Origin of the sequence: Phenylobacterium sp., from assembly GCF_030698145.1 — a bacterium.
Taxonomy (GTDB): Bacteria; Pseudomonadota; Alphaproteobacteria; order Caulobacterales; family Caulobacteraceae; genus Phenylobacterium.
Genome location: NZ_JAUYNW010000030.1, coordinates 1 through 21,920 on the forward strand (window position 1 = coordinate 1; position 21,920 = coordinate 21,920).

At 69.2% G+C, this 21,920-nt stretch carries 24 protein-coding genes; 7 read left to right on the plus strand and 17 right to left on the minus strand.

All coding sequences use genetic code 11. The annotated features are described in order from the left end of the window. Positions 1-51: 51 nt before the first annotated feature. The 3 genes from clpS to Q8Q77_RS03890 all read right to left on the minus strand — a co-directional run bounded on the left by clpS (position 52) and on the right by Q8Q77_RS03890 (position 2,688). Complete coding sequence (gene clpS, locus Q8Q77_RS03880) at positions 52-381, minus strand: ATP-dependent Clp protease adapter ClpS (RefSeq protein WP_305581364.1); 330 nt, start codon at positions 379-381, stop codon at positions 52-54. Positions 382-535: 154 nt separating this feature from the next. Continuing rightward, a complete protein-coding gene (locus tag Q8Q77_RS03885) occupies positions 536-1,804 on the minus strand; it encodes a DNA polymerase IV (RefSeq protein WP_305581366.1) in 1,269 nt (422 codons plus the stop codon). Beyond that, positions 1,801-2,688, minus strand: coding sequence for an ROK family protein (locus tag Q8Q77_RS03890; protein ID WP_305581368.1), 888 nt, complete (start codon positions 2,686-2,688; stop codon positions 1,801-1,803). The genes Q8Q77_RS03885 and Q8Q77_RS03890 overlap by 4 nt, the downstream gene beginning before the upstream one ends. Positions 2,689-2,816: 128 nt before the next feature. Here Q8Q77_RS03890 and Q8Q77_RS03895 point away from each other — a divergent pair, with 128 nt between their 5' ends. Further along, a complete protein-coding gene (locus tag Q8Q77_RS03895; protein ID WP_305581370.1) occupies positions 2,817-3,551 on the plus strand; it encodes a YceI family protein in 735 nt (244 codons plus the stop codon). 17 nt (positions 3,552-3,568) lie between these two features. On the opposite strand, the gene Q8Q77_RS03900 is transcribed toward Q8Q77_RS03895, so the two are convergent. Continuing rightward, the gene (locus Q8Q77_RS03900; RefSeq protein ID WP_371130400.1) at positions 3,569-4,150 is read right to left on the minus strand and encodes a hypothetical protein; all 582 of its coding nucleotides are present in this window, start codon (positions 4,148-4,150) and stop codon (positions 3,569-3,571) included. Between the two features lie 196 nt (positions 4,151-4,346). Here Q8Q77_RS03900 and Q8Q77_RS03905 point away from each other — a divergent pair, with 196 nt between their 5' ends. Together Q8Q77_RS03905 and Q8Q77_RS03910 are read left to right on the plus strand one after the other, a co-directional pair. Beyond that, positions 4,347-4,712: a response regulator gene (locus Q8Q77_RS03905; RefSeq protein ID WP_305581372.1), complete on the plus strand. Its 366-nt coding sequence runs from the start codon at positions 4,347-4,349 to the stop codon at positions 4,710-4,712. A gap of 6 nt (positions 4,713-4,718) precedes the next feature. Continuing rightward, the gene (locus Q8Q77_RS03910; RefSeq protein ID WP_305581374.1) at positions 4,719-6,083 is read left to right on the plus strand and encodes a PleD family two-component system response regulator; all 1,365 of its coding nucleotides are present in this window, start codon (positions 4,719-4,721) and stop codon (positions 6,081-6,083) included. On the opposite strand, the gene Q8Q77_RS03915 is transcribed toward Q8Q77_RS03910, so the two are convergent. Next, on the minus strand, positions 6,080-7,231 hold the full coding sequence (locus tag Q8Q77_RS03915) for an NAD-dependent epimerase/dehydratase family protein (RefSeq protein WP_305581376.1): 1,152 nt from the start codon (positions 7,229-7,231) through the stop codon (positions 6,080-6,082). The genes Q8Q77_RS03910 and Q8Q77_RS03915 overlap by 4 nt on opposite strands. 34 nt (positions 7,232-7,265) lie before the next feature. Between Q8Q77_RS03915 and Q8Q77_RS03920 the strand changes: the two genes are divergently transcribed. Beyond that, positions 7,266-7,634, plus strand: coding sequence for a hypothetical protein (locus tag Q8Q77_RS03920; protein WP_305581378.1), 369 nt, complete (start codon positions 7,266-7,268; stop codon positions 7,632-7,634). Between the two features lie 62 nt (positions 7,635-7,696). Here the strand turns inward: Q8Q77_RS03920 and rpmG are convergent, their stop codons facing one another. Then, a complete protein-coding gene (gene rpmG / locus Q8Q77_RS03925) occupies positions 7,697-7,864 on the minus strand; it encodes a 50S ribosomal protein L33 (protein WP_305581380.1) in 168 nt (55 codons plus the stop codon). 236 nt (positions 7,865-8,100) lie between these two features. Here rpmG and Q8Q77_RS03930 point away from each other — a divergent pair, with 236 nt between their 5' ends. After that, entirely contained in the window at positions 8,101-8,901 is an 801-nt protein-coding gene (locus Q8Q77_RS03930; protein ID WP_305581382.1) for a bifunctional 2-polyprenyl-6-hydroxyphenol methylase/3-demethylubiquinol 3-O-methyltransferase UbiG, read from the plus strand. Here the strand turns inward: Q8Q77_RS03930 and Q8Q77_RS03935 are convergent. The 5 genes from Q8Q77_RS03935 to Q8Q77_RS03955 form a co-directional block, all read right to left on the minus strand. Next, a complete protein-coding gene (locus tag Q8Q77_RS03935; protein ID WP_305581385.1) occupies positions 8,898-9,896 on the minus strand; it encodes an FAD:protein FMN transferase in 999 nt (332 codons plus the stop codon). The two genes, Q8Q77_RS03930 and Q8Q77_RS03935, sit on opposite strands and share 4 nt — an antisense overlap. A 4-nt stretch (positions 9,897-9,900) precedes the next feature. Beyond that, positions 9,901-10,716 carry a DUF4198 domain-containing protein gene (locus Q8Q77_RS03940; protein ID WP_305581387.1) on the minus strand — a complete coding sequence of 272 codons (816 nt, stop codon included), beginning with the start codon at positions 10,714-10,716 and terminating at the stop codon, positions 9,901-9,903. Positions 10,717-10,736: 20 nt separating this feature from the next. Then, on the minus strand, positions 10,737-11,252 hold the full coding sequence (locus tag Q8Q77_RS03945; RefSeq protein ID WP_305581389.1) for a DUF2271 domain-containing protein: 516 nt from the start codon (positions 11,250-11,252) through the stop codon (positions 10,737-10,739). A gap of 11 nt (positions 11,253-11,263) precedes the next feature. Continuing rightward, positions 11,264-11,842 (minus strand): PepSY-associated TM helix domain-containing protein, encoded by a 579-nt coding sequence (locus Q8Q77_RS03950; protein WP_371130405.1) that lies wholly within the window; start codon positions 11,840-11,842, stop codon positions 11,264-11,266. 217 nt (positions 11,843-12,059) lie between these two features. Continuing rightward, entirely contained in the window at positions 12,060-12,728 is a 669-nt protein-coding gene (locus tag Q8Q77_RS03955; RefSeq protein WP_305581393.1) for an NUDIX hydrolase, read from the minus strand. A gap of 161 nt (positions 12,729-12,889) precedes the next feature. Here Q8Q77_RS03955 and Q8Q77_RS03960 point away from each other — a divergent pair, with 161 nt between their 5' ends. Next, entirely contained in the window at positions 12,890-13,579 is a 690-nt protein-coding gene (locus Q8Q77_RS03960; RefSeq protein WP_305581395.1) for a phosphatase PAP2 family protein, read from the plus strand. Here the strand turns inward: Q8Q77_RS03960 and rnr are convergent. Both rnr and topA read right to left on the minus strand, forming a co-directional pair. Further along, entirely contained in the window at positions 13,576-15,909 is a 2,334-nt protein-coding gene (gene rnr / locus Q8Q77_RS03965) for a ribonuclease R (RefSeq protein WP_305581397.1), read from the minus strand. The two genes, Q8Q77_RS03960 and rnr, sit on opposite strands and share 4 nt — an antisense overlap. Positions 15,910-15,968: 59 nt before the next feature. Continuing rightward, the gene (gene topA, locus Q8Q77_RS03970) at positions 15,969-18,596 is read right to left on the minus strand and encodes a type I DNA topoisomerase (protein ID WP_305581399.1); all 2,628 of its coding nucleotides are present in this window, start codon (positions 18,594-18,596) and stop codon (positions 15,969-15,971) included. Between the two features lie 178 nt (positions 18,597-18,774). Between topA and Q8Q77_RS03975 the strand changes: the two genes are divergently transcribed. After that, positions 18,775-18,999: a hypothetical protein gene (locus tag Q8Q77_RS03975; RefSeq protein ID WP_305581401.1), complete on the plus strand. Its 225-nt coding sequence runs from the start codon at positions 18,775-18,777 to the stop codon at positions 18,997-18,999. On the opposite strand, the gene dprA is transcribed toward Q8Q77_RS03975, so the two are convergent. The 4 genes from dprA to Q8Q77_RS03995 all read right to left on the minus strand — a co-directional run. After that, positions 18,996-20,096: a DNA-processing protein DprA gene (dprA, locus tag Q8Q77_RS03980; RefSeq protein ID WP_305581403.1), complete on the minus strand. Its 1,101-nt coding sequence runs from the start codon at positions 20,094-20,096 to the stop codon at positions 18,996-18,998. The two genes, Q8Q77_RS03975 and dprA, sit on opposite strands and share 4 nt — an antisense overlap. After that, on the minus strand, positions 20,093-20,740 hold the full coding sequence (plsY, locus tag Q8Q77_RS03985; protein ID WP_305581405.1) for a glycerol-3-phosphate 1-O-acyltransferase PlsY: 648 nt from the start codon (positions 20,738-20,740) through the stop codon (positions 20,093-20,095). The genes dprA and plsY overlap by 4 nt, the downstream gene beginning before the upstream one ends. Positions 20,741-20,837: 97 nt before the next feature. Next, a complete protein-coding gene (locus Q8Q77_RS03990; protein WP_305581407.1) occupies positions 20,838-21,401 on the minus strand; it encodes a hypothetical protein in 564 nt (187 codons plus the stop codon). A gap of 17 nt (positions 21,402-21,418) precedes the next feature. After that, positions 21,419-21,920: amidohydrolase family protein (locus Q8Q77_RS03995; protein ID WP_305581409.1), on the minus strand; the 502-nt coding region annotated here is incomplete at its 5' end.

The window sequence follows — 21,920 nt, forward strand, 5'->3', positions numbered from 1 at the left end:
CGCGGTGGAGGGATTCTTCGAGATGGCGCGAGAATGACGGCAATCTGGGCCTCAATCCTTTTCCATGGTGCACTGAAGCGGATGTTGATGCCGCCGCGCGGTATCAACGACCTGGGCCACCTTTGTTTCCGCCACTTCGTAAGTGAACACGCCGCACACACCCACCCCGTGTTGGTGGACATGCAGCATGATGCGCGTCGCGTCTTCGCGCGACTTATTGAAGTACTGCTCAAGTACGTAAACGACGAACTCCATCGGAGTATAGTCGTCGTTCAAGATCAGCACCCGGTACATCGAGGGCTTCTGCGTCTTCGGCTTGGTCTGGGTGATGACCGCCGACTTGACGCCCGTCTCTTGATCACCTTGCTTTCGCTCGGCCATCGTAACAGGTCTCCTGGCGACCACGGGGTCACCCTATCTACGGATTAGATATGGAAAAGATGTCTGTATGGAAGGGTTGAAATCGTTACCGGTGTCACCGAAAGCGCCAACAGTGCGTTTTTGCCGCGCCGGAGGGCGCCTGAGGAGGCTCGCTTCAATCCTCGGGTGAGGATTTCGAGCGGAATGCACGCCCCGAGGCGAGCGCTCCCGGCCCGAATCGCGCCCGCAGGGCGTCGATTGTGCGTTCCTCGGCCAGCGCGCGACGCTCGTCCCCGGCGAACAGGTCGTGCTCCACCGCCTCGGCCGGCGTCAGTTCGCCGATGCCGATGCCGATCAGGCGCCAGTGCTGACCCTTGGCCTCCTTGGCCAGCAGCTCGCGCCCGACGGCGAACAGGGTCCGGGCGGTCTGGGTCGGGACCGGGATGGCCCGGCGCCGGGTGATGATCTTGAAGTCGGTCGACCGCAGCTTCAGCGTCACCACCCGCCCGGCCAGGCCCGACGAGCGCGCATGGCGGCCGACCTTCTCGCACAGCGGGGCCAGCATGGCCTCCAGGTCATCCAGGCGCTGCAGGTCGTCGTTGAAGGTGGTCTCGGCGCTGATGCTCTTGCGCTCCTCGTTGGGATTGACCAAGCGGTTGTCGCGGCCGTGAGCCAGTTCGGCCAGTCTCAGGCCATAGGCGCCGAAGCGTTGCGCCAGGTCCTTGATGTCGGCGCCGGCGAGGTCGCCGACCGTGCGATAGCCCGCTCCCTCCAGGGACTTGACCATGGCCGGGCCGACGCCGGGCATGATTCCCACCGGCTTTGTGGCCAGGAAGCTCTGGGCGTCGGCCGAGCCGATCACCGAGAAGCCGCGCGGCTTGTCGAGGTCGGAGGCGATCTTGGCCAGGAACTTGTTGGGGGCCAGGCCGATGGAGACGGTGATGCCGATCTCAGCCTCGATACGGGCCTGGAGCCGCGCCAGGGTCTCGGCCGGCGCCGCCTTGTGCAGCCGCTCCGTGCCGGAGAGATCCATCCAGGCCTCGTCCAGCGACAGCGGCTGCACCAGCGGGGTCAGCGCGCGGACCATCTCCATGATCCGCCGGCTCTCGGTGCGGTACTTGGTGAAATCGGGCTTGAGGATCACCGCCTGGGGGCAAAGCTGGCGGGCCTTGAACATCGGCATGGCCGAGCGGACGCCGGAGATGCGAGCGATGTAGCAGCAGGTGGTCACCACCCCGCGCTTGCCGCCGCCGACGATCAGCGGCTTGTCGCGCAGGGACGGGTCGTCGCGCTTCTCCACGGAGGCGTAGAAGGCGTCGCAGTCCATGTGGGCGATGGAGAGCGCCTCCAGCTCCGGATGGTCGGCCACGCGCGGCGAGCCGCATTTCGGACAGCGCCGGGCGAAGTCGCCGCGCGTGAAGCAGTCGCGGCAGAGCGCGCTCATGACGGCGGCCACAGCCAGGCCGCCCCGCGCACGCCCGAGGAGTCGCCGTGCAGGGCCGGCCGCACCGGGGTGGCGAAGACGTCGGAGAACACCCTGGCGGCGATGGCGCCGGGCAGACGCTCGTAGAGCTCGACGACATTGGACATGCCGCCGCCCAGCACGATGACGTCGGGATCGAGCACGTCGCAGACCACCGCCAGGCCGCGCGCCAGCCGGTCGACATAGCGCTCCAGGGCGGCGGCCGCCTGGGCGTCGCCCGAACGCGCCGCGGCGGCGACCGCCTCGCCGTTCGCCGCGCCGCCGTCGCGGGCGAAGCCGGGACCCGAGACCCACAGCTCCAGGCAACTTCGCCGCCCGCACCAGCAGGGCGGGCCTGGGTGCTCGTCGTCGGTGGGCCAGGGCAGGGGCATGTGGCCCCACTCGCCGGCGAAGGCGTTGGCGCCCTCCAGTATCTGGCCGTCGACGGTGATGCCCGCGCCGCATCCGGTGCCCAGGATCGCGGCGAACACCGTCTTGGCGCCCGCGCCCGCGCCGTCGGCGGCCTCGGAGAGCGCCAGGCAGTTGGCGTCATTGGCGTAGCGCACCGGACGGCCCAGGACCCGCGCGAGGTCTTGCGGAAAGGGGTGGCCATTGAGCTCGGTGGAATTGGCGTTGCGCATCAGGCCGGTGGCCGGGGAGGGCGAGCCCGGCCCGCCGATCCCCACCCGCGCGGCCTTGGCCCCGGCCTGGCGTTCGGCCTCGGCCACCAGGTCGGCCACGGCCTGCAGTCCGGCCTCGTAGGTCCGCGGCGAGGCGCCGCGTACGCGCGCCCGGAAGGCGCCGTCGGCGTCGAGCGCCGCGGCCTCGATCTTGGTGCCGCCGAAATCCACCCCGATACGTATCATGAGGTCATGGTTTGTTCCGTTTCGCCCGCCAATTCAATGGCCGCGTCGCGGTTGTATGGCGAGCGCTCCAACACCACCTTGGGGCGTCTCCGGCCGCGTCGAGCGATCAACCCCAGAAGGATATTCGCATGAGACCTCAATTGTGGGCCTGCGCCCTGCTGGCGACCGTGGCGGCCTGCTCGCCGCAACCCGCGCAGAAGGCGGCCCCGCCGGCCAGGCCCGAGGCCGCCGCGGCCCCGGCGGTGGTCAACACCGCCCCGCCCGGCGCCTATGTCCTGGACCGTGACCACACCAGCGTGACCTTCCGGGTCAATCACCTGGGTCTGTCGCGCTACACGGCGCGCTTCACCAAGGCCGATGGCGACCTGCAGTTCGATCCGGCCAATCCGGCGGCCATGAGCGTCAGCGCCACCATCGATCCGCGCTCCCTCGAAACCGACTACCCCGACGCCGCCAAGCTGGACTTCGACGGCGAACTGGCCGGCCCGAACTGGCTGGACGCGGCCAAGTTCCCGCAGATGACCTTCAAGTCCACCAAGGTCGAGGTGACCGGCGCCAACACCGCCAAGCTTACCGGCGACCTGACCCTCCACGGCGTGACCAGGCCCGTGACTCTGGACGCCACCTTCAACGGCGGCCTGGCGGCCAACGCCATGGACCCCAAGGGATCTCGGATCGGCTTCTCCGCCCGGGGCGGGCTGAAGCGCTCGGAGTTCGGCGTCAGCTACGGCGTCCCGGCTCCGGGCTCGAACTTTGGGGTCGGCGACGACGTCGAGGTGATCATCGAGACTGAATTCACCCAGCTCCCGAGTGCGGCGACCATCGCGCCCGGCGCCCTGCCGGTCCCCAAGCCGAAGACCTGAACTTAAGGCGGCGGTCCCTAGCTGATCGCCGCCTCGATCGCCGCGCGCAGCTCGTCCCAGTCGTCGATGCGGGTGTGGCGATCTGGCGCGGCGGGGGCGAGCGGCTGTAGGCGCTTGTCCGCCACCATCTGAAAACGGATCACCTGCGGCGCGCTGTCGGCCACCGAATCCAGGTTCGACATCAGGTCGTCGACGAACACGGTCGGGCCGCGGACCTGGGCGGCCATCCCCGCGGCCAGCGGACCCTTGGGGCCGGTGTTGAGCACCAGCGGATAGTCCAGCCGGTGACGGCCCAGCCAGCGCGCGCGCGCCAGCCGGGCGGGACCTGGAGCGTTGGTGAAGATCACCACGCTGGCCTGGCGCGACAACGCCCGCAGGCCTTCCACCGCCCCAGGCGCGGGCTCCATGTCGCCGCAGCCGTAACGGAAGAAATCGTCGAAGTGCGCCCGGCCGTCGGCGATGGGCAGGTGCTCGGCCTCGCCCGGGCGGTAGATGTTCTGGAAGAGCGCGAAGCGGTCGACCCGGAACTCCAGCCCGCGCCCTTCCAGGAAACGGCCGAAGCCCTCCATGAACAGGCCCAGCACCTCGTCGACATCCACCAGCAGCAGCGGCCGGCCCAGGTCGACGCCCAGGTCCTGAAGGTTGGGCGGCTTGGCGGGACGGGCGAGGGGCGGGGTGTCGGTCAGGGGAGGCTCCGTCGCGACTAACGCGAGTTTAAGGATATCCGTGTGATCAAGGCTTCACAGGTGGGGTCGGCGCACGATTCGCAGGCTCGAGAGCATCATCGAGATGAAAATGGCCAAGAAGGTCCTCATCGTCGAGGATAACGAGCTGAACATGAAACTCTTTCATGATCTGCTCGATGCCCAAGGCTACGAAACTTTGCAGACCCGCGAGGGATTGCAGGCGCTTGCGTTGGCCCGCGAGCATCGCCCCGACCTGATTCTCATGGACATCCAGCTCCCCGAGATCTCCGGCCTGGAGGTCACCAAGTGGCTGAAGGAAGACGACGAGCTGGCCCATATCCCGGTCGTGGCCGTCACCGCCTTCGCCATGAAGGGCGATGAGGAGCGCATCCGCGAGGGTGGCTGCGAGGCCTATATCTCCAAGCCGATCTCGGTGTCGCACTTCCTCGACACCATCCGCCGTCTGCTGGACTAGGCCGCCATGTCCGCGCGTATCCTGGTGGTCGACGACATCGAGGCCAACGTCCGCCTGCTCGAAGCCAAGCTGACCGCCGAATACTATGAGGTCCTGGTGGCCTATGACGGCCCCACGGCGCTGGCCATCGCCGCGGCCGAGAAACCCGATATCGTGCTGCTGGACGTGATGATGCCCGGCATGGACGGGTTCCAGGTCTGCCGCCGGCTGAAGGACGACCCCGAGACCCGCCACGTGCCCGTGGTGCTTGTGACGGCCCTCGACGGCCGCGCCGACCGCATCGCGGGCCTGGAGGCCGGCGCCGACGAATTCCTGACCAAGCCCATCGACGACGTCATGCTGTTCGCCCGCGTGCGCAGCCTGACCCGCCTGAAGATGGTGATCGACGAACTGCGCGACCGCGAGGCCTCGGGCCGCCGCATGGGCGTCATCGCCGGCGCCTCCTCGCGCCTGGGCGGCACGGGCGGCCGGGTGCTGATCGTCGACGACCACGAACGCCAGGCCCAGCGCGTCGCCACGGAACTGGCCATCGAGCACCGCCCGGTGATCGAGACCACCCTGGAAAAGGCCATGGTCACCGCCAAGGGGCCGGTCGACCTGATCATCATCAATGCGACGGCGCGGTCCTTCGACGGCCTGCGCTTCGCCGCCCAGCTGCGCTCGGATGAGGCCACCCGCCACCTGCCGATCCTGGCGGTGGTGGACTTCGACGAGCGTTCGCGGCTGGTCAAGGCGCTGGAGATCGGCGTCAACGACGTGCTCTCCAAGCCCATCGACCCGCAGGAGCTTGCCGCCCGCGCCCGCACCCAGATCCGCCGCAAGCGTTACACCGATTATCTGCGCGACAACCTCGACCACTCGCTGGAGCTGGCGGTCACCGACCAGCTCACCGGCCTGCACAACCGCCGCTACATGGTGGGCCAGCTCGAGGCCCTGGTGAAGCGCGCGGCGCTGGGCGGCGACCAGGTCGCCTGTCTGCTGATCGATATCGACCACTTCAAGAAGATCAACGACGGCTACGGTCACGATGTGGGCGACGAGGTGCTGCGCGAGTTCGCCGTGCGCCTGGCGTCAAACGTCCGCGCCATCGACCTGCCGTGCCGCTACGGCGGCGAGGAGTTCGTGGTGGTCATGCCCGACACCAAGCTGGAAGACGCCGAGCGGATCGCCGAGCGGATCCGCCTGCACGTGGCCGGCTCGCCGTTCCGCGTCATGGGCGGTTCGGAGCTGCTGACCGTCACCATCTCCATCGGCGTCGCCGCCACCCTGGGCGAGACCGACAAGCCCGAGGCCCTGCTCAAGCGCGCCGACGAGGCCGTCTACGAGGCCAAGGCCTCTGGGCGGAACAAGGTCATCGCGCGGGCGGCTTAGGCGTTCGAGCCTTGGCGCCTCTGTTCGTCGGCGGCTGTGCGCAACAGCGCCTCTTCCGGCGCGGTGGGCTCGCGCCAGCCGCAGGCGTTCCGAAAGGCGCTCGTATCGCAGACCATCGGATAGCTCAGATCCAACGCGGCCAGTGGATCTGTGGCCGGCGCCTCGACGACATCGCCTCGCCAACCAAGCACGCCGGCGAAACGGCCTATCCAGGTCATGTGGTCCGGCGCGTTGAGCTCACCTAGGTTGAACGTCCGGCCCGCCGCCGCCGGATGGCGTGACGCCGCCGCCAGGGCGTGCGCCACATCGTCGACATAGCCATAGGTGGTCCGCCATCCCGCCCAGGCGGAATTGACCGCGAGCTGCGCTTTGCCCGCCTGCATCGGGGCCGTGATCCAACGAAAGCGCTGCTGCCGGTCGCCTGGTCCGAACACCATCGGCAAGCGCAGGATGACGCCTGACAGACCGGGTCGCGCGCGCAGGGCCTCCTCCAGCGGAATCTTGTCGTAGTCGTCCATCCAGGCTTCGGTGGCGTCGCGGGCGCGCGGCGGCGCCGTGCGATAGGGGTGGCGGGTCGTGCGAAGCGGCGACGCCTCTGTCGCGGGCTCCAGCAGCGGATCGGGCCCAGCCTTTCGCTGCAGGCCTTCGTAGTTTCGGTACACGTCGCAAGAACTCGCCATGACCCAGCGCTCGACTTGGCCGTCGAGCGCGTCCAGCAGCGGCAGCGTGTCGGCCTCGGTGAACGCCAGGAGATCGACGACGGCGTGGATGCGCCGTTCGCGCACCAGCGCCCGCACCTGCGCGACATCGCCCCGGTCCAGCGCAACCGCGTTGGGGCCGTGGCCCCCTCGGCTCGCCGCCACCACCTCAACCCCAAGGGCTTCCAGCGCGTGGACGATGCGAGGACCAATAAATCCTGTCGAACCCAGCAGCAGCACGGCCATCCCGGGAATGTCCGCCGCGGATGAGTCCACGTCAACGTGCCGTCGCCGTAGGCCTTTTCCCTCCCCACAAGGAGGCGGGAGGAAAACGAAAAACGCCCGGTCGCGGGACCCGGCGTTTTCACAAATGGAAAGATCGAGGCTCTGCTCAGGCGCGCCGACGAGGCGGTCTACGAGGCCGAAGCCCTTTTCAAATGCGAGTTCCATGGTCAAGCTTCCCGGCGGATTGGGGAGGATTGGCATGATCAAGACATCGGCGTGGCTGGCTATCGTGTTCGGGCTGACGCTCGGCGTACTGGAAGCGGTCCGCAATTGGGGCGACTGGCAATGGTGGCCGTTCTGGGTCGTCGACTACATCGCCGTGATACTGCTGGTGGTCGGCGGGTTGCTGGCCTTGCGCCGGCGCGTCGAGCGCTGGCTGACGGCCGGCTGGGGGTTCGCCTGCGCGATGTTCTGGATGTCGTTCTTCGGCCACTATGGCGACGTGATGAAGGCCGGAGCGGAGATCGGCGCCCGTGAGCAGCGCTTGACACTGATCATCGGCGTGCTGTTCGGCGTCACCGTCGTCGGCCTGCTGCTCTCGTTGCTGGGTAGGCCGAAACAGAGCTGAAACGAAAAACGCCCGGTCATCGACCGGGCGCTTTCACAAACGGAAAGATCGAGGCTTCGAGCCTACTTGATCTTGCCTTCCTTGAATTCGACGTGCTTGCGCACGACCGGGTCATACTTCTTCATGACCAGCTTGTCGGTCTTGGTGCGGGCGTTCTTCTTCGTCACGTAGAAGTAGCCGGTGTCCGCCGAGGAGTTCAGGCGGATCTTGATGGAGGCGGACTTCGCCATGGTCGGTCCTCGCGGGCCGGCAAGACCGGCAGGTGTTCGAAAGAGCCGCGGACAATACGAATCTCGAACCCAAAGTCAATGCGGGGCTCGCAGGTAGGCGCTTCGCAAGCCCCGGCGGGCCTCCATAACCCACCAAGCTGTGAGGTCAACTCACAGACCTGTGGCGCAATGGTCGTTTGGCGAAGTCCCTCCGAACCCGCAGGCTGGCCGCGAACCCGAAACCGACGGAGGCCGCAATGCCCGGTATCGACGAGGCGCCGCTCGCCCTGGCGCAGAAGGCGTCCTTCGACCAGGTCGCGGCGACCTACGCCGCCGTCCGGCCGGGCTATCCGGCGGTCCTCTATGACGACCTGACACGGCTGGGCGCCCTGACGCGGCATGGGAGGGTGCTGGAGGTCGGTTGCGGCGGCGGCCAGGCGACCGGCGACCTGGCGGCGCGGGCCCGCCACGTGACGGCGCTTGATCCCGGCGCCCGCCTGGTCGACGAGGCGCGGCGGCGGGTGGCTGCGGACAATGTCGAGTTCGTGGTCGCGCGGTTCGAGGACTACGCCCCCGACTTCGAGGGCTTCGACCTGGTCGCCTCGGCCCAGGCCTGGCACTGGATCCCCCGCGAGATCGCCTTTTCCAAGGCCGCCGAAGCCCTGGCGCCCGGTGGCTGGCTGGCGGTGTTCGGCCATGTCCCCCTGCCGGTCGCAGGCCCGTTCGAGGCGCCCTTCAAGGCCGCCTTCGATCGCCATGCGCCGGGCGTCTGGGGCCAGCCGCCGCCGCAGGCGGCCTATCTGCCCAGCGGCCCCTTCACCGGCATGTTCGCCGGCTCAGCCCTGTTCGGCCCGGCCATGCATCGGGCCTATCCCTGGACCTGGGACCTCGACCCGGAAACCCTGGGCCGCTACCTGCGCACCGATTCCAGCTACCATTTCCTGGTCGAGCAAAGCCGGTTCGCCCTGTTCGACGCCATGGCCGATGCGGTCGCGGCCAATGGCGGCGCCTTTCCCAGCCCCTGGGAGACCCACCTCTACGTCGCCTGCAAGCTCTAGGAGTCGAGCATCGCCGCCAGGGCCGGCGAGACCACCTCGCGCAGGCCCCGGCCGTCTTCGACCAGCATGAAGGCGGCGACCCCGTGCGCCTGCGCGAACCGGGCGCCCTCGTCGGGACCCAGCACCGTCAGCACGGTGCAAAGGGCGTCGGCGTCCATGCAGGTCGCCGCGATCACGCTGACCGAGCGCACGCCATTGTCGACCGCCAGCCCCGTGCGCGGATCCAGGGTGTGGGCGTAGCGGCGCCCCTCATGCTCCAGCGTCCGCCGGTAGTCGCCGGAGGTGGCGATGGCGAGGCCATGCAGCGCCACCAGGATCGGCCCGCCCGGCAGGCTCAGCCCCGGCGGCGGGGCGATCTGGGCCCACCAGGGCTCCCCGTCGGCCTTGACCCCTTCGCCGCGCAGTTCGCCGCCGATCTCCACCAGGTGGTGGGCGAGCCCCAGGCGGCGCAGCACGGCGGAGGCCTCGTCGACGCCGAAACCCTTGGCGATCCCGGAGAGGTCCAGCGCCAGTCCGCCGGGCTGGAAGATCCGGCGGCCCTCGCGGGCCAGCCGGTCCCAGCCGCCCGCGGCGCGGGCCTCGGCGACGGCCTCAGCGGAAGGCGGGGCCGTGACCGGCCCCGGCGGCCCGAAGCCCCACAGGTCCACCAGGCGGCCAAGGGCCGGATCGAAGGCGCCGTCGCTGGCCTGGGCCCAATGCAGGCCGCGGTCGAGCACGTGCTGGAAAGCCGGGGCCAGGTCCATCCAGGCGCCCGCCGGGGCGGCGTTGAACCGGCTGATGTCGGAAGCCGGCTCCCAGGGGCTCATCTGGGCCACGACCGCGTTCAGGGCCGCCTGCACGGCGTCCCGCGCGCCCGCCACGTCGAACCCGGCCGGGGCGAGCGCCTTGACCGTCCAGTCGACGCCCATGGTGGGGCCGCCGAACTCGAGCATGACGCCGCCGCGCGGCCGGACGGCCACGGGCGAAAGGTCGAGCGGAACCGCGACGCGGTTCAACCGCCTAGTCCGGCAGGACTTCCAGGGTGGCGATGTAGCTGGCGCTGCGCTCGGCGGGCACGCTGGCCTTGCCGCCGCGCACGGTGGCCTCCATCCAGTACATCCCCGCGCCGGGCCACTTGATGGTCACCACCCCTTGCGCGTCCGTGACGAGCTTCATCTCGCCGGTGGCGGCGCGATAGCGGTTTCCGCTCGGGACCACATCGACCTGGACGCCGGCGGCGGGCTTGCCGTCCAGCATCAGCTTGAAGACCGCCGGCTCGCTGGCCACCAGGTCGTTGGGGTGGGTCACCGGTTCCAGCTCCAGGCCCTGGCCGGTGACCTTCAGGACCTCCTTGGTGGGCGATCCGCGCGTAGCGAACACCTCGACCCGCCGTGCGGACTGGGTGAGCTTGACCTCGGTGGCCTCCTTCGGGATGGCGGTCGCCAGCTCGGCGGCGGTTCCGCGCCAGCGCTTGGTCTCGCCGTTCAGCTTGTAGGACGCTGTCAGGCCGTCGCTGGCCGTGCCGATCTTGTAGGTGCCGGGCTTGTCGAGCTGGACGTCGAAGCTGCTGCGGAACTTGCCGGTGGTGGCGTTCTTGATCTCGCCCTTGGCGCCGTCGGGCGCGGTCACCGTGATGGCGTCGAGCCGCATGGGGTTGTGGTCGAAATAGAAGATCTCGTTGGAGACCGCCGCGTCGACCGTGATCCAGGGGTCGTTCCCCGACAGCACGGTGGACGAGGGCAGCAGCCACTGGCGGTGCGCGCTGGCGGCGGCGGGGACGGCGAGCAGGGCGGCCGCGGTCAGGACGGCGAGGGCGCCGCGACGGACGGAGATCATGGGCGAGGTCCTTCTGGGGTTCACGGCTTGACGGTGACGCTGAGCGCGCCGAGTTCGCTTTCGCCCTTGGCCGAGGAGGAGGTCGCGGCCTTGGGCGGCCACTGGAAGGGCGCGCGCAGAACCTCCACCCCACCGACCTCGCGGGCGGCCTCGACGACCAGGTTGTACTCACCGGCCGGCAGGGTCCCCAGCGGCGAGGCGCCGGCCTTGAACACCACCTGGTGCTTGCCGGGCGCGCGGGTCGCGGCGCTGACGCCGTCGGCGGGCAGGGGCAAGTCGCGGCCGGCGCGGCGCCACCACTGGCGCATGTCCTTCAGCCATTTCTGGCCTTCCTGGTTCTTCAGCTTGACGTCGTACCAGACCGCCAGGGTCTTCACGGCGGTCTTGTCGGGGGTCTCCACCCAGACCGAGACATAGGGGCGGTGATACTCCGCCACGCTCAGCCGCGGGATCTCCAGGCTGAGCGTCAGGTCCGCCGCCAAGGCGGGGCTCGCCATCAGGCCGGTGAGGGCGGCGGTGTAGACGGGCAGGCGCATGAAGGCTCCGGTCAGTGGATGAAGAGGAGGGCGAGCAGGACCGGCACGATCAGGCCCAGGGCCACCAGCGGCCAGGTGATCTTGCGCGCATGGGCGTTGAGCTGCAGCAGCACCAGGCCGGTGACGCAGAACACCACGCAGCCGACGGCGAAGACGTCGAGGAACAGGCTCCAGACCGGTCCGGAATTGCGGCCCTTGTGCAGGTCGTTGAGATAGGCGACCCAGCCGCGGCTGGTGGTCTCGTGCAGCACCTCGCCGGTGGCCGCGTCGAAGGTCACCCAGCCGTCGCCGCCGGGCCGGGGCAGGGCCACATAGGCCTCTTGGTCGGTCCATTCGATGGCGGCGGCCCTGGGCGCCTTGGCGCCGATCTCCTCGGCCAGCCAGACGCGGATGGGGTCGGGCAGAGCCGCCTTGGAGGCCTGGGCGCTCTTGGCCTGGGCGATCAGCTCGGGCGGCAGGTGACCCTCGATTTCGACGGTCCGGGGCTTGGCCTCGATGTCGCCGGCGTGGTTGAGGGTGATGCCGGTGAGCGCGAAGAGCAGGGTGCCGATCAGGCAGATGGCGGCGCTGATCCAGTGCCACTGGACCATCTGACGCAACAGGCCCGCGCGCCGCTGCGCCGCGCGCTTTGCGCGCGCCTTGTCCTCGTCGATGGCCGGTTTGGCGCCCACGAGTTCAGAAGCCGACAAAATCCAGGTCCTCGCGCGCGCCGATAATGGCTCGCACTAGCAACAGGGCCGGATCGACGCAAGCTTGTTGCGAACAATTCGCAGATAAGGGGTCCCGAGGGACCATCTGATCAAGCGTCTAAAGGTGGCTGAGCTTGGTCTTGCCGCTGCCGAACCGCATGAAGGGCCGCGGGCGATCGGGGTCCTCCATCCGGCGGACGGCCTCGCCGATCATCGTCCGTGTGACCGCGGGCAGGGGCAGCGAGATGGCCTCGTCGAAATCGACCCACGCGATCTCTTCCAGCTCGCCGCAGTCCGGCTCGCGGTCCAGGCTGACCAGCCGCTCGGCGTCGGCCATGAGGAACCAGGTGTCGAAGCGCTTGGCCAGCATGGGCGGCGTCACGGCCCGGGCGACGATGTCCAGGGCCCCGAGATCGGCGGCGGCGCCGTGGGCGGCGAACTCGCGCCAGGGGCCGGCCAGCGGGCGGGCGGGGACCTTCTTGGCCAGCAGCAGGCCGGCCTCCTCGAAGGTTTCGCGGACCGCCGCCATCGCCAGGGCGCGTCCCCGGGTCATGGGGATGTGGGACTGAAATCGCGCCGCCACGTCGGGCGTCAGGTCGGTGGCGAAGGGCGCGCGGAAGTCGCTGCGGTCGATGCGGCCGCCGGGGAAGACCCAGAGGTCGGGCATGAAGTCGTGACCGCTGTTGCGCTTGCCCATCAGCACCTGGGGTTTCTTGTGGTCGCGGCGGACGATGATCAGGGTGGCGGCGTTGCGCGGCTTCACGGCGCGCGCACCCTCGGCGCGCATGCGTCCTTCCGGACGCCGGACAGGTTCAGTTTGGCTCATGAAACAATTGTATGAGCCGAGTCGGTCGGTGGGAACGGCGCCCTTACGTCAACCGCCTGCGACGGATCGGAGCGGTGAGTTCGGAGTTGATGTGCGTAACGCCAAGCTTGGCGGGAGCCCGCATGATCAAACGCCTGATAGCCCTCGCCAGTCGTCTGGAGGGCCGCACGCTCGTCGCCTGGATCGCCGTGGTTGGCGCGCCCTGGCTGTTCCTGACGCTCGCCGAGGAGGTGGGCGAGGGCGACACCGACGTGGTCGACCGCCACCTGCTGCTGGCCTTGCGCACCCCCGGCGCGCCGGCTGACCCTGTCGGCCCGCGCTGGTTCGAGGAGGCCATGCGCGACATCACCGCGCTGGGCGGATTTACCCTGCTCACCATCACGACGATCGTGGCGGTCCTGCTGCTCATCTTCCACGACCGGCGGCGCGAGGCCCTGATCTTCGGGGCGACCGTGGTCCTGGCCCAGGTCTCGAGCGAACTGCTGAAAGTGTTCTACGATCGGCCGCGACCGTCTCTGGTGGCCCATGGCGGCTTTGTCTATTCGCAGAGCTTCCCGAGCGGCCACTCGGCCCTGGCCGCGGCGACCTTCTTCACCCTGGCGACGGTGGTCGCGAGCGTGGAGACCAAGAAGCGCACCAAGGCTGTGATCTTCGGCCTGGCCATGGTCTTCGTGGTCACGGTCGGGATCAGCCGGGTCTATCTCGGCGTCCACTGGCCCACGGACGTGCTGGGCGGCTGGGCGCTGGGCGCCAGTTGGGCCCTGGTCGCCTGGGTGGCGTTGGGGCTCACCCGCCCTCGCCGGAGATCCTAGCGCTTGGCCTTGCCGCCGGCCTTGCGCCTGACCCCCTTGGGCAGGCCGCTCTTGCCGGCGCCGCCCCCGCGCTTGGGACCGGAGAACTGGCGCTCGCGCATGCCGAGCCTCGGGCGCGGCGCGTTGGGATCGGCGGCGGCGGGTTCGCTCAACATGTCGAACAGCAGGCCGCCGGTGATCGGGGTCGCCTCCCGCAGCCGCACCTCGACGGTCATGCCCAGCGGCCAGCGAGCGCCCGTGCGTTCGCCGACCAGCGCGTGGGAGCGGTCGTCGTGGACGAAGTACTCGCCGCCCAGGGTGGAGACCGGCACTAGGCCGTCCGCGCCGGTCTCGTCCAGGCGGATGAACAGGCCAAACCGGGTCACGCCGGTGATCCGGCCCGGGAAGGTTGCTCCGATCCGGTCGGACAGGAAGGCGGCCACATAGCGGTCGGTGGCGTCGCGCTCGGCGGCCATGGCCCGGCGCTCGGCGAAGGTGATCCGCTCGGCGGTGTCCTTCATCTCGGCGATGTCGCGGTCGGTCAGGCCGTCGGAGCCGAGGCCCAGGGCCTTGATCAGGGCCCGGTGGACGATGAGGTCGGCGTATCGGCGGATCGGCGAGGTGAAGTGGGCGTAGCGGTCCAGGTTCAGCCCGAAGTGGCCGATGTTCTCGGTCGAATAGATCGCCTGCATCTGGGTGCGCAGGACCACCTCGTTGACGATCTGGGCGTGCGGCCCCTCGCGGGTCTCGCCCAGCAGCTTGTTGAACCGGTCGGTGCGCGGCGCCTCGCCCTTGTTCCAGTTGATCCCCAGGGTCTGGAGGAACTCCGACAGCGACTGGACCTTCTCCTGGCTGGGCGTGTCGTGGATCCGGTAGATCAGCGGCGTCTTTTTCTGCTCGAGGGTCTCGGCGGCGCAGACATTGGCCTGGACCATCATCTCCTCGATCAGCTTATGCGCCTCGAGCGAGGCGCGGGCGGTGATCGAGGTGATCTCCCCCTCGGGGCTGATGACGATCTTGCGCTCGGCGCTCTCGATGGCCAGTGGCGAGCGGGCCAGCCGGCCCTTCAGCATGGTGTGATAGGCCGCCCAGAGCGGCTTCAGGACCGGCTCGAGCAGCGGGTTGGTATGATCGTCAGGGAAGCCGTCGATGGCCCGCTGGGCCTGCTCGTAGGAAAGCTTGGCCGCCGAGCGCATCAGGCCGCGCATGAACTTGTGGGACCGCTTGCGGCCGTCCCTGCCGAACACCATCCGCACGGCGATGCAGGCGCGGTTCTCGCCTTGGCGCAGGGAGCAGAGGCCCGCCGACAGCCGCTCGGGGAGCATGGGTTCCACTCGGTCGGGGAAATAGACGCTGTTGCCCTTGTCGCGCGCCTCTCGGTCCAGGGCCGAACCCGGCCGCACATAGGCCGCGACATCGGCGATGGCGATCCAGACGACCCAGCCGTCCTCGTTCCTCGGATCGGTGTCGGGCTCGGCATAGACCGCGTCGTCGTGGTCGCGGGCGTCGGGCGGATCGATGGTCAGCAGCGGGACAGCGCGCAGGTCCTCGCGGCCGGCGAGGGTCGGCGGCTGGGCGGCCTCCGCCTCGGCCTCGGCGGCCTGGGTGAAGCCGGTGGGGATACCGTGGGAATGGATGGCGATCAGCGAGGCGGCGCGCGGCTGGTCGACCCGGCCGACCACCTCCAGCACCTTGCCGCGCTTGGGCCCATAGCGGCCGTCGGCGCCGCTGACCTGGGCCAGGACCAGGTCGCCGTCGCTGAGGTTCTCCGCCTCGGCCGGGACCAGCAGCAGGCTTTCCTTGGTCTTGCGGTCGACGGGCTCGACGCGGACCTGGCGGTTGGCCTTGCGGATCACCCCCAGGATGCGGTGGGCGCTCTGGCCCAGCCGCTTGATCATGCGGGCCTCGATCTCACCGGCCTCGGTGCGCTCGAAGCGCACCAGCAGCCGGTCGCCCAGGCCAGGCGCCCCGCCCACCGCCTCGCGGCGATCGGGGGCGAGTCGTACGGCCGGCGCGTCCTCGCCCTTGGTCAGGCGCACCATCAGTTCGCCGTCGGCGTCCTTCTCGACCACATCGACCACGCCGACCTCCGGCAGGGCGCCGGACTCGGCGAAGGCCTTGCGGCCGCGCTTGCCCAGAGCGCCGGATTCCTCCAGCTCCTTGAGCATGTCGCGCAGGGCCCGGCGGTCATTGCCCTTCAGGCCGAAGGCCTTGGCGATGTCGGCCTTGCCGCTCTCGCGGGCCTCGCGGATGTACTGCAGCAGCGTGTCGCGGTCGGGCAGGCCCTGGGCGGGCTTGCTGGGGCCCTTGGGGGCGAACCGGGCGGACTTCGGCGTGCGTGTCTTGGGCATCCCGCTCTTCTAACGCGGGAATCGACGTTCGGCTCGCGGGAACTCGAAGCCGTGATCGCCTAAGCGACCACGGCCTTCTTGGCGGCCGGCTTCTTCGCAGCCGCTTTCTTGGCCGGAGCCTTCTTCTCGGCCTTGGGCTTCGCGGCGGCCTTGGCCTTGGCGGGCTTCTTTTTGCCGCCGCCCTTGGCCTCGCGCTCGGCCAGCAGGGCCACGGCCTCCTCCAACGTCACGTCGGAGGGTTCCTTGCCCTTGGGCACGTTGGCGTTGGTCGAGCCGTGCTTCACATAGGGGCCATAGCGGCCCGACATGATCTTCACCGGCGCGCCGTCGGCAGGGTGGGCGCCCAGCTCCTTCAGCGCCGCGGTCTCGCCGCGTCCGCGTCCGCCGCCGCCAGCCCGCTTCTCGGCCAGCAGGGTCACGGCGCGGTTGAGGCCGACCTCGAACACCTCGTCGACGCCCGGCAGGTTGGCATAGGTTCCGTTGTGCAGCACGAATGGCCCGAACCGGCCGATGCCCGCGGTGATCATGCCGCCGTCCTCGGGGTGGGCTCCGACCTCGCGAGGCAGGCGCAGCAAACGCAGACCCTTCTCCAGGTCCATGGCCGCCGCCGACCAGCCCTTGGGCAGGCTGGAACGCTTGGGCTTGTCGCCCTCGCCGAGCTGGACATAGGGCCCGAAGCGGCCGGCCTTCAGGAACACCATCTCGCCGGTGATGGGATCGACGCCCAGCTCCCGGTCGCCGCTCTCGGTGGTCTTGTCGTCGTCCGACTGGGCGATCTGGCGGGTGAAGCGGCACTCCGGATAGTTGGAGCAGCCGATAAAGGCCCCGAACTTGCCGGTCTTCAGCGACAGGCGGCCGGTGCCGCAAGTCGGGCAGCCGCGTGGATCGGAGCCGTCAGCCTTCTCCGGGAAGATGTGCGGGCCCAGCGCCTCGTTCAGCGCGTCCAGCACGTGGGTGACGCGCAGCTCGGCGATCTCGCCGACCGCGGCGTGGAAGTCCGTCCAGAACTCGCGGAGCAGGGCCTTCCAGTCCAGCTCGCCGGCCGAGACCAGGTCGAGCTTCTCCTCCAGCGCGGCGGTGAAGTCGTATTCCACGTAGCGGGCGAAGAACTGCTCGAGGAAGGCGGTGACCAGGCGTCCCTTGTCCTCGGGAATGAAGCGGTTCTTGTCCATGCGGACATATTCGCGGTCGCGCAGCACCGTCAGGACCGAGGCGTAGGTCGAGGGCCGGCCGATGCCGAGCTCCTCCATCTTCTTGACCAGGCTGGCTTCGGAGTAGCGCGGCGGCGGTTCGGTGAAGTGCTGGTCGGCGCGGGCGGCTAGCACCTTGGCGTCGGCGCCTTCGCGCACTTGGGGCAGGCGGCCGCTCTCCTCGTCGCCATCCTCCCCTAGTCTGGGCGCGTCGTCGCGGCCCTCTTCGTAGACGGCGAGATAGCCGTCGAAGAGCACCACCTGGCCGGTGGCGCGCAGACCGGTCTTCCCGTCGGCGCTCTCCAGCTCGATGGTGGTCCGCTCGATGCGGGCGGCCTCCATCTGCGAGGCGATCATCCGCTTCCAGATCAGCTCGTAGAGCCGGCCGAGGTCGCTCTCCAGCCGCAGGGAGCCGGGATTGCGGGCCAAGGCGGTCGGGCGGATGGCCTCGTGGGCCTCCTGGGCGTTCTTGGCCTTGGTCTTGTAGATCCGCGCGCTCTCGGGAACGTATTCCTTGCCGTAGAGGCCGCCGATCACCTGGCGGGCCTCGTCGATGGCCTCGGGCGCGGTCTGGATGCCGTCGGTCCGCATATAGGTGATGAGACCCACGGTCTCGCCGCCGATATCGATGCCCTCGTACAGCTTCTGGGCCGCCTGCATGGTGCGCTGGGCCGAGAAGCCGAGCTTGCGCGAGGCTTCCTGCTGCAGGGTCGAGGTGGTGAACGGCGGGGCGGGGGACCGCCGGCCGGGCTTCTTCTCGACCGTGGCGATCTTGAAGGTCGCGGCCTTGACCGCGGCCTGGGCCGCGTGGGCCGAGGTCTCGTTACCGAGGTCGAACTTGGTGAGGCGCTTGCTCTCGTGCTTGACCAGCCGGGCCAGGAAGGGATCGCCGCCGGCCGAGACGTCGGCCTCGACGGTCCAATACTCCTGGGTCTTGAAGCGTTCGATCTCGATCTCGCGGTCGACCACCAGGCGCAGGGCGACGGATTGGACGCGGCCGGCCGAGCGTGAGCCCGGCAGCTTGCGCCACAGCACCGGCGAGAGGGTGAAGCCGACCAGGTAGTCCAGGGCGCGGCGGGCGAGATAGGCGTCTACCAGCTCCATGTCGATGTCGCGCGGGTTCTTCATCGCCTCGGTCACCGCCGACTTGGTGATGGCGTTGAAGACGACGCGCTCGACCTTGGCGTCCTTGAGGACCTTCTTCTTCCGAAGCACCTCCAGCACGTGCCAGGAAATGGCCTCGCCCTCGCGATCGGGGTCGGTGGCCAGGATGATGCGCTCGGCGCCCTTGGCGGCCTCGGCGATGTCGCTGAGCCGCTTGGCCGACTTGGCGTCCACGTCCCAGATCATGGCGAAGTCCTCATCGGGCTTCACCGATCCGTCCTTGGCGGGAAGGTCGCGCACGTGTCCGTACGAGGCCAGCACGACATAGCCGGACCCGAGGTATTTATTGATGGTCTTTGCCTTGGCCGGGCTTTCGACGACGACGAGGTTCATGGGCGCTCTATATAGGCGTCCCGGGCGGAAGGCCCGAAATTCAAGGGCGCGAAAGGTGGGCGAGGCGCCCATGCCCTGTCAACGGGTCGTCGAAAGAACATCAAGCTGTGCAATTACAGGTTGGCGAACAACTTTCACGGGCATTTGCAACGAGAATCTGATACCGACGTTCTCCAGCATGATGGAACCGTGGAACCGCAACGCGTCGCCGCAGGCCTCCGCGACCTTTATCGAAGAGGTGCTGAACCAACTCGCCGAACTGGCGGCGTTGAAGGGCTACCGTGGGCTGGCGTCGACCTTGATGATGGCGGCGCTCGATGCGGCCAGGGCCGCCGCCGGTCCCCCCGACCAGGCTCCTGATCGCGGGCCCGACAAGGGCCGGGACCAGGCCTCCGACCACTAACCGCTCGAGACCAGTCCGCCCGAGGTCAGCTCCGCCCGCCCCGCCAGGGCGAGCTCGACCAGGGCCGCGAGCACGATCGACGCCGGCGCGCCGGCGGCGCGGATCAGGTCGTCGCGCGACACCGGCGTGGGCGACAGCAAGGCCGCGACACGTTCGCGCACGGCGGCCACCTCGGCGTCCGGAGCGGTCGGCGGCGCGGGCTCGAAGCGGCGTTCCGGCGCGCGGAAGCCGCCGAACCCTTCCAGGGCGCGCAGCACGTCGTCGATCCCCTCGCACAGCGCCGCGCCCTGGCGGATCAGGTCGTTGGTCCCGCGCGCGCGCGGATCGAGCGGCGATCCCGGCACGGCCAGGACCTCGCGCCCCTGTTCGGCGGCCAGGCGCGCGGTGATCAGCGAGCCGGAGCGCAGCTCGGCCTCGACCACCACCACCGCCTGGGAAAGGCCCGAGATCAGCCGGTTGCGGCGGGGGAAGTCCTTGGCCGTGGCGGTGCGGCCCGGCGCGCTCTCGGAGACCACGCAGCCCTGATGGACGATGCGGTCATAGAGGTCGCGGTGCTCGCGCGGATAGATGTCGTCGATCCCGCCGCCCAGGACGGCGACGGTTCCGGTGGCCAGCGACCCCTCGTGGGCCGCGCCATCGACGCCGCGCGCCATGCCGGAGATCACCACCATGCCGGCCGCACCGAGATCGGCGGCGAGGCCGCGCGCGAACCGCTGTCCGCCCGCCGAGGCCACGCGAGCCCCGACGATGGCCACGGCCGGCCGCGACAGCAGGCGTGGGTCGCCGCGCGCCCAGATCACCGGTGGCGGCGGATCCAGCGCCGCCAGAGGGGCCGGGAAGTCGGCCTCGCAGGCGGCGATGAGGCGCGCGCCGAGGGCTTCGCCGGCCTCCAGTTCGCGCTCGATCTCGGAGAGCGGCGGGATGCCCAGCGGCGACACCCGCCCGCCGCGGCGGGCGAGGTCGGGCAGGGCGGCCAGGGCCAGCGAGGCCTCGCCGTAGCGGCTGATGAGCTGCTGGAAGGTGACCGGGCCGACGTTCTCGGTGCGCGCCAGGCGCAGCCAGTCGCGGCGCGCGGCGTCGGTCAGCGCCCGGATCACGCCGCCTCTTTGTCCCTTTTGCCGCCGATTCGCGGTTCCTGGCCCTTCAGCAGGCGGGCGATGTTGTCCTTGTGGCGGATGTAGATCAGCACGGCCATGAACAGGGCCATGGCCGCGATCGGATAGGGCCGGTCGAAGACGAAGACCACGTAGAGCGGCGCCAGGGCCGCCGCGGTCAAGGCCGCCAGCGAGGACATGCGCAGCAGGAGGGCCATGATGATCCAGGTGGCCCCTGCCGCCAGCCCCACGGGCCAGGCCGCGGCCAGCAGCGTGCCGAAGAAGGTCGCCACCCCCTTGCCGCCCTTGAACTTCAGCCAGACCGGGAACAGGTGGCCCAGGAAGGCGGCGGCCCCGGCGATGGAGGTCAGCGTCGCCTGGGCGTCCACACCCTTGTCGCGGGTCGCCAGCCAGGCCAGCAGCACGGCCACCGCGCCCTTGCCGCCGTCGCCCAGCAGGGTGATGGCCGCCAGGTCCTTGCGGCCGGTGCGCAGGACGTTGGTCGCCCCGATATTGCCCGAGCCGATGCTGCGGATGTCCCCCTGGCCGCCCAGCTTGGTGGCGATGAGGCCGAAGGGGATCGAACCCAGCAGGTAACCGCCGACGACGGCGGCCGCGATCAGCGTGGGACTGAGTGACTCAGGCATCGGCGTTTCCTCGTACTGGCCCAGTGGTAGCCGCGCCTGGGGCGGACGTCATCCGCCCATGCCCAAGGCCGAGCTTGGCGCAACTCCAACGTGTTCGTCAATTGTTCTTGTCGTGAAGCGCGCGTGGACCAGTGTCGAATTTGCCTGACCTCGAGTCTTCCAATGCAACGATTAGGCCTCCGTAAAGCGTGTGCACTGTCCAACAAAAGCGGTCTTTTGCGCCCGCCAATGGCTTCAACATGCCGGTGGCGGCCTCCGCCACCTCGCGAACTTTCAGGGCTTTGCAGTCAGCTTCAATCGTCGGATTAGAAAACGACACCTTGTGGAGCGAGTGGGCGAACGTGTTTCGGAGGTGATTGACGAGCTTGAGGTCGTCTCTTGCGATCGGCGCGAGCAACTTCATCGCATATGCCATGTCGATCTTGGCCGCGAACGTCCCGAGTGATCCTCCGCCTCTGCCGCTGAAGATGCGCGCGTGCTCGTCGGCAGCGAGTGGGCGAAACCGGCTTTCGATTAGGGCCTCAAGGGCCCGCTCAAGATAGGCGGCTCCCATCAGCGCAATGACGGCATCCGATTGTCGCCTCAGACCCGCAATTGACCTCTGCATCTCTGCAGTGCTGGGAAGCTCATCTAGGAGTTTGCGGGACGCGCGTTTTGCCATGTGCCTCTGGTCGTTGCTCAGCCCCGGTAGACCACCCGCCCATCGACCAGCGTCATCATCACCTCGCCCTGCAATCTCCGCCCGTCAAAGGGCGAGTTGCGCGACTTCGACTTCAGCTTCTCCAGGTCGACGACGATGGGGGCGTTGAGGTCGCAGAGCACCAGGTCGGCGGGGGCGCCCTTGGCCAAGCGGCCGGCGGCCAGGCCCAGCAGGTCGGCGGGGCGGCTGGTGACGGTACGCATCAGGTCGATCAGCGGGATGCGCCCTTCGTGGTGGAAGGCGAGCAGGGCGGCCAGCAGGGTCTGCAGGCCGACGGCGCCGGGGGCCGCTTCGTCATAGGGCAGGCGCTTGTCTTCCGCCGGAGCGGGGGCGTGGGCCGAGACGACGATGTCGATCAGGCCGCTGGCCAGGGCCTCGATGGTCGCCTGGCGGTCGTCCTCGCCGCGCACCGGCGGGTCGAACTTCAGGAAGGTGCGGTAGTCGCCGATGTCGATCTCGTTGAACGACAGGTGGTTGATC